General features: G+C 25.8%; 2 protein-coding genes. Both read left to right on the top strand.

Going from position 1 to position 7365, the window contains the following annotated elements; all coding sequences use genetic code 11:
• The first annotated feature begins 176 nt into the window (after window positions 1-176).
• Window positions 177-3473, top strand: coding sequence for an SNF2-related protein (locus PWP28_RS13550; protein ID WP_308644990.1), 3297 nt, complete (start codon window positions 177-179; stop codon window positions 3471-3473).
• On the top strand, window positions 3466-7236 hold the full coding sequence (locus tag PWP28_RS13545) for an Eco57I restriction-modification methylase domain-containing protein (protein WP_308644989.1): 3771 nt from the start codon (window positions 3466-3468) through the stop codon (window positions 7234-7236). The genes PWP28_RS13550 and PWP28_RS13545 overlap by 8 nt, the downstream gene beginning before the upstream one ends.
• Window positions 7237-7365 lie beyond the last annotated feature (129 nt).

Raw genomic sequence — 7365 nt, 5'->3', positions numbered from 1 at the left:
GTTTGAAAAACTCTGAGAGTTTATTATTTCTCAGAGTTTTTTTGATTTATAAAATAATTATAGAGCATGCTTATTTTTAATTCTTCGGCTTCTTTTGAATTATAATAAAATTTTTTTATACAATTAAATTATTGTATAATCTAATTATATAATCTCCTAAAGAGGTGAAGAATAAAATGAATAATTATAGTAATATAATTGATAATAAAAGTCAAAAAATGTGGGAGTATTTAAAAAATAATATTGAAAAAGGATCAAAATTATCTATAGTGTCAGCATACTTTACGATTTATGCTTATTATGAATTAAAAGAAAAATTTGATGATATAGAAAGTCTAAATTTTTTATTTGGAGAACCAAGCTTCATAAAAAATATGAACCCAGATCAAATGCAATCAAAAGAATTTACTATTGAAGATAATTCAACCAATATAACAATAAAAAATAAACTAAAACAAAAAAAGGTAGCAAAAGAATGTGCTAAATGGATAGAAGAAAAAGTAAATATAAAATCCATGGTAAAACCAAACTTTTTACACGGGAAAATGTATCATATTGAAAAACCTGAAAGAGATCCAAGGGCAATCACTGGTAGCTCAAATTTTACTTACAGTGGGTTGGGATTTAAAAATAGTCATAATATAGAATTGAACGTATATCTTTCTGATCAAAGAGATGTGAATGAATCAAAAAAATGGTTTGATTCTATTTGGAATGATAAAACAGGATTAGTTGAAGATGTTAAATATCAAGTGTTAGAGTATTTAAACAAAGTGTATAAAGACAATAGCCCAGAGATAGTTTATTTATTCACTCTATACAAAATTTTTGAAGAATATGTTGAAAATCAAGAAAAATATACACAGCAAGAAGATTTCCAAGAAACAAAAATCTGGAATATGCTATATGATTTTCAAAAAGACGGAGTAAAAGCTGCAATAAGTAAAATAGAAAAACATAATGGCTGTATTTTGGCAGATAGTGTAGGGTTGGGAAAAACATTCGAAGCTTTGGCAGTTATAAAATATTATGAAATGAAAAATGACAGAGTTCTAGTTTTATGCCCAAAAAGACTATATGAAAACTGGAATACATATAAAGGAACCGTGGATGACAATATATTATTCGAAGACAAATTCTATTATGACATATTCTTTCATACGGATTTATCTAGAGATAAAGGAAGGGCAGCTAATGGATATTTTTTAGAAAAAATTAATTGGGAAAGATATGATTTAGTAGTAATAGACGAGTCTCACAACTTTAGAAACAACAGAGCTATAAAAAATAGAATTACAAGATACGAAAAACTAATGAATAAAATTATTAAAGCTGGACAAAACACAAAAGTGTTAATGTTAACAGCTACTCCAATAAACAATGATCTAAGTGATTTGCATAATCAAATAAATTTTATTACAAAAGAAGATGATCAAGCTTTAAACAAGCAGAATATCGAGAGAATATCTTCAGTTATTAAAAGAGCACAAAGAAACTTTGATAAATGGGCTGAAGAGAAAAATAACGGTTCAAAAATAAATCTTGTTGAAGAAATGGATTCCGATTTTTTTAAATTATTGGATGAATACACAATATCTAGGTCGAGAAAACATATAAAAAAATATTATGATATCAACAAAATAGGCAAATTTCCAAAAAGATTAAAACCTATATCAATATACTCTGAATTGGATACATCTAAACAAGTCATGAATTATGAACAACTTAATAATAAGATATTAGAAATGGATTTAAGTATATATTATCCTTCAAATTTTGTTAGAAAATTAAGCCAAGAAGAATACGCAGAAAAACATGATACCTTAGTAAAAGGTGGTACAGGAACTCTTAGCCAAAAAGACAGAGAACAAAATTTGATACTAATGCTAAAAACTAATTATTTAAAAAGATTAGAAAGTTCAATTCATTCCTTTAGACTAACGTTTGAAAGATTAGCCAAAAAACATGAAAATCTAATAAACAAGATAGAAAATTATAAAGAAAATCGAGAGGAATACAAAGAAATAGATTTAGACTTTAACAAAGAAGAATATTCTGAAGAAGAAATGGATTTATTGATTGAGGGTAAAATAAACTTCAACCTAAAAGAAATGAGAGCTTCTGAGTGGCTTGAAAAAATAAAAAAAGATTATAAAGTTATAAAAGAACTACTAAAAGAAGCTAACAAGATAAACAGAGATAAAGATGCAAAACTCAAAACTTTGGTCGAAATAATCGAAGAAAAAATCGAAAACCCAATAAACAAAAATAACAAAAAAATATTAATATTTACAGCATATGCAGATACAGCTAATTATTTGTATTTAAACTTAAAAAAAGAATTATCTAAAAGGGATTTAAATCTTGGTTTGGTAACTGGAGCTGGACAAAATAGCTCAACCATTGGCCTTAAAAATTTTGAAGAAATATTACAGAGTTTTTCTCCAAAATCAAAAGGTAAAATTAATTGTAAAGAAGAAATAGATATACTCGTTGCAACTGATTGTATATCAGAAGGTCAAAATCTACAAGATTGTGATTACTTAATAAATTACGACATACATTGGAACCCAGTTAGAATAACACAAAGATTTGGAAGAATTGACAGAATTGGTTCAAAAAATCAAAAGATACAATTGGTTAATTTTTGGCCTGAAAAAGACCTCGAAAAATATATAAATTTAGAAAAGAGAGTAAAAAATAGGATGGCTCTTTCTGATATGAGTGGAACAGGACACGAAAACATATTTGAAATAAAAGAAGATGAAGATAATTATTTAGACTTTAGAGGAGAACAACTAAAAAAACTACAAAATGAAGTTATAGATTTAGAAGACATGGATGACACGATATCTCTAACAGATTTTACCTTAGATGATTACAAAATGGATTTAACTAACTACTTAGATAAAAATGAAAAATTAAAATATCTCCCAAGAGGGATATACTCGATAGTACCTATACCAAAGGAAAATGATTACTCAGAAAATCAAATACCAAAAAACATAAAAGGATTTATAAAACCTGGAGTGATTTTCTGTTTGAAGTTAAAATTATCCAAAAAAGAGAAAATAGAAAAAAATTTAGAAAAATTCAACCCAATAACTCCATATTTTTTGGTTTACATTTATGACGATGGAGAAATTAAATTCAATTACACAAATTTAAAACAACTATTAGAAATATACAAATTATTAGCTTCTGGGGAAAAACAACCTTATGAAGAATTGGAAAAAATATTCTCAAAAGAAACAGATGATGGAGAAAATATGGATAAATACTCTGAATTATTAGATAGCATAGTAAAACAAATAAACAAAAAATTGAATCATCAATCTATGAGATCTTTGGGAATTGGTGCTGGAAGAGGACAGATAAATTTAATTTCAAAAGAAAATCAAATATCGGATGAAGAAGAGTTTGATCTAATTAGCTTTTTAATAATAAAAGATAAGGAGAATTACAATGGATAGAAACCTAATTCAAAAAACATTGAATAATTTTGAAAATATTTATGAATCGGGAATAGAGTTATTTGAAATTTTAGATTATCCTTTAAAAAATAACACATTTTCCAAAAATGAATATGATTTAGAAGAATTTTTAAATGTAATAGGTATAAAAAATACTTCTCTAACCGAAGAAGAAAAAAGATATATAGAAAAAATATCTTTGCTTTTTGCCTTCAGCGAAGGTAACGAAGAAAAAGATAATTTTATAAGATACGAATCAGATCAAAAAATCATCGCTGGTTATATATTTTTATCTGTAAAACTCAAAGACCAAGAATATTCAAAGACAAAAATAGTAAATATATCTAAAAAGATAAATAGACTTTTAAACTCTCCAGCGTTTATTATATTCAACTATGATGAAAAAATTACTTTGACAATAACAGACAGAAGAATACATAAAAGAGATCATGATAAAGACGTAATAGAAAAAACAACTTTAATAAAGGATATAGATTTAAAAGAACCTCATGCAGCACACGTAAGAATTTTGGAAGACATAAATTTTAAAGACATGGATGCAAATTCTAAAGATTTTAACGATTTTCACAAAAAGTGGAAAGAAAAATTAAGTGTAAGAGAACTTAACAAAGGTTTTTACAAAGAGCTATATAACTGGTTTTTTAGTTCTATAGATAAAGTAAAATTTCCTTCACCAGACGAAACTAAAAACGCAGATAAAATAACTGCAGATCCAGAAAAAGTTAGAGAAAATAACACCCAAAACTTAATAAGATTTTTGACAAGAATTATATTCGTTTGGTTTTTAAAAGAAAAGGGAATTATAGATAAAAAAATCTTTGATGAAAAATACATTTATGAAAATGTTTTGGTAAAAGATACCGAAGTAAACAACAGCACTTATTACAAAGCCATACTACAGAATTTGTTCTTTGCAACATTAAACACAGAAATGAACAGAGATAAAAAAGATAATAGAAAATTTATTAGTTCATTTCAAAACAAAAGTAGCTATTACGGTGTTCATAACAAATACAGATATTTGAGATTTGTAAAAGATAAAAATCCTAATCTTATAATAGATCTTTTTGACGATATTCCTTTTTTAAATGGAGGACTTTTTGAATGTTTAGATGAAGTTGGCAACAATAGACATCATGAAAAAAGAATTGATATGTTTTCAGATAATCCAAAAAATGAAAAGAAATTAATATTCCCGGATGAACTACTTTTTTCTAATGAAAACAAAAAAGAAAAAAATAGTGTAAAGGGTCTTTTCAATATACTAAACAAATATAAATTTACCCTCGAAGAAAATACACCTGTAGAAGAAGACGTAGCTTTAGATCCAGAATTATTGGGAAGAATATTCGAAAACCTTCTTGCAAGTTATAACCCTGAAACAAGAGATACTGCAAGAAAAGCAACTGGAAGTTATTACACACCAAGGGAAATAGTCCATTACATGGTAGATAGCTCTATAAAAGAATATTTAAAAACAAATTTAGATTTCATAACTGAAGATAAATTAGGAGAATTGTTTGATTATAATAAATATGAACATAAATTTGAAAAAAAACAAGTAGAGGAGATAGTAAAGGCTATTTACGATATAAAAATATTAGACCCAGCCTGTGGTTCTGGTGCTTTTCCTATGGGAGTTTTAAACAGATTAGTTTTTCTTCTTGAAAAACTCGACCCAGAAAACTATATATGGAAAGAAATAAAAATGGAAGAAATTAAAAAAGAACAAGAAGACTTTGAAGAAAGGCACAACGAATTAAATTATATTTTTAACCTCAATAAAAATGATGCAAACTATGCAAGAAAACTTTTTTTAATAGAAAACAGCATATATGGTGTTGATATACAACCAATAGCAGCACAAATTTCAAAACTCAGATTTTTTATCTCTTTGATTATAGAACAAAAAGTTAATAAAGAAGATAAAAACTTTGGACTACTAACTCTCCCAAATTTAGAAACAAAATTTGTTACAGCAAACACACTATTAAAAATAGAAAAACCAAAAACATTGCAATTAGGGCAAAACGAGTACAAAAAAATAGAAGAAGAATTAAAAAGCATAAGAAACAAATACTTTGAAGCAAAAACAAAATCTACAAAAGATAAATATAAAATGTTGGATAAAGAAAAAAGAGAGCAATTAAAAGCTGCCTTAGACAAAATAGGTTTTAATTCAGAAATAAGCCAAAAAATAGCAGCTTGGAACCCCTATGAACATAACAATATTGCTGAATTTTTTGATTCAGAATTCATGTTCGGTATAAAAGATGGATTTGATGTAGTTATTGGGAACCCGCCGTACATTAGAGGAGAAAAAATAAAACCTGTTTCTTTAAAAGAAAAGTATAAAAAATATTATGAAACTTTTAATGGAACGTCTGATATTTACATAGCTTTTTACGAAAAAGGGTATGAAGAACTAAAACAAAAAGGTTTTTTATCATACATAACTTCAAATAAATGGACCAGAGCTAATTATGGAAAAGATTTTCGTGAATTTATTCTTAAAAATGTTGATATAAAATCATACATAGATTTTAATGGGATAAAAGTATTTGAAAACGCAACGGTTGATACTTCTGTTTTTGAATTTCAAAAATCAAAAAAAAGTGATGAATTCATCTATTGTGATATAAGAGATAATTATGATCTTGAAAAAAGTTTGGATGAATATATAAAAGAAGAAAAAGTTATATACAAAAAAGAAGATTTAAGCAAAGATACATTTTCATTTTTAAATAAAGAAGAGCTAAAAATAAAAAAAAGAATAGAAAAAATTGGAACACCCCTAAAAGACTGGGATATTGAAATATATTTTGGTATTAAAACTGGATACAATAATGCTTTTATAATAAATGGAAAAACAAAAGATGAACTAATAAAAAAAGATCCCAAAAATTCCGAAATAATAAAACCACTTTTAAGAGGTAGAGATATAAAAAGATATTCTTTTGATTTTAATGATAAATGGCTTATTAATTCTCATAATGGTTATAATGGGGTTTCAAGAATTGATGTAGAAAAAGATTACCCTGTTATAAAAGAATGGTTAGACCAATTCGAAGATAGAATTAAAAAAAGATGTGATCAAGGAGATACCCCATACAATTTAAGAAACTGTACTTATGTTAAGGAATTTGAAAAAGAAAAAATAGTGTGGCAAAGAGTAACTAAAAAACCTACATTCTGTTTAGTAAGAGATGTTGCAATTATTTTAGATAGTATGGCATTTATAACTACAAAAAATGGTGTTTCTTATTTATTATTAGTTTTAAACTCAAAATTGATTTATTTCTATATAGATAAAATTACTCATCAATATAGTGATAAGGGTTTTCTTCTTTCTAACCAATTTGTTGAAAGAATACCTATTTTAATGGATAAAGATATTAATAGTAAATTTTATTATTTTTTATCAGAAATCCTTGTTTTTTTAAAGGGTCTCTTAAACGATTCTGAACAAAAAGCGAATGAATTATCTGACTTCTTTGAAAAAATTGCTGATTTTATGGTTTATGGACTATATTTTAAAGAAGAAGTGGTAAAAGACGGAAGCTATATAAACGAAGAAGTAGAAAAACTCATAGTTCCTATAAATGAAAAATCAAAAGAAGAAAAAATCAAAAAAATAGAAGAAGTTTATAACAAAATGAAATCAAATCCAACGATTCAAAAAGCATTAACCGATTGCCAAGTAAAAGAAATAAAAATTATAGAAAGTTCAATAAATAATTAGTTAGAAGATATAAAAGAAAATATATTCAAATTCAATGCTTATTTTTTAATGTTTGAAAAACTCTGAGAGTTTATTATTTCTCAGAGTTTTTTTGATTTATAAAATAATTATAGAGCATGCTTATTTTTA

The sequence above is a fragment of the Oceanotoga sp. genome, from assembly GCF_030445905.1.
Lineage (GTDB): Bacteria > Thermotogota > Thermotogae > Petrotogales > Petrotogaceae > Oceanotoga > Oceanotoga teriensis.
Note: the sequence above shows the minus strand (reverse complement) of the source record. Positions and strands in the feature narration are given on the sequence as shown.

Bases quoted from the DNA above. Each gene is read 5' to 3' on its own strand.
- PWP28_RS13550 (WP_308644990.1), top strand. From the start codon at position 177: ATGAATAATTATAGTAATATAATTGATAATAAAAGTCAAAAAATGTGG.
- PWP28_RS13545 (WP_308644989.1), top strand. From the start codon at position 3,466: ATGGATAGAAACCTAATTCAAAAAACATTGAATAATTTTGAAAATATT.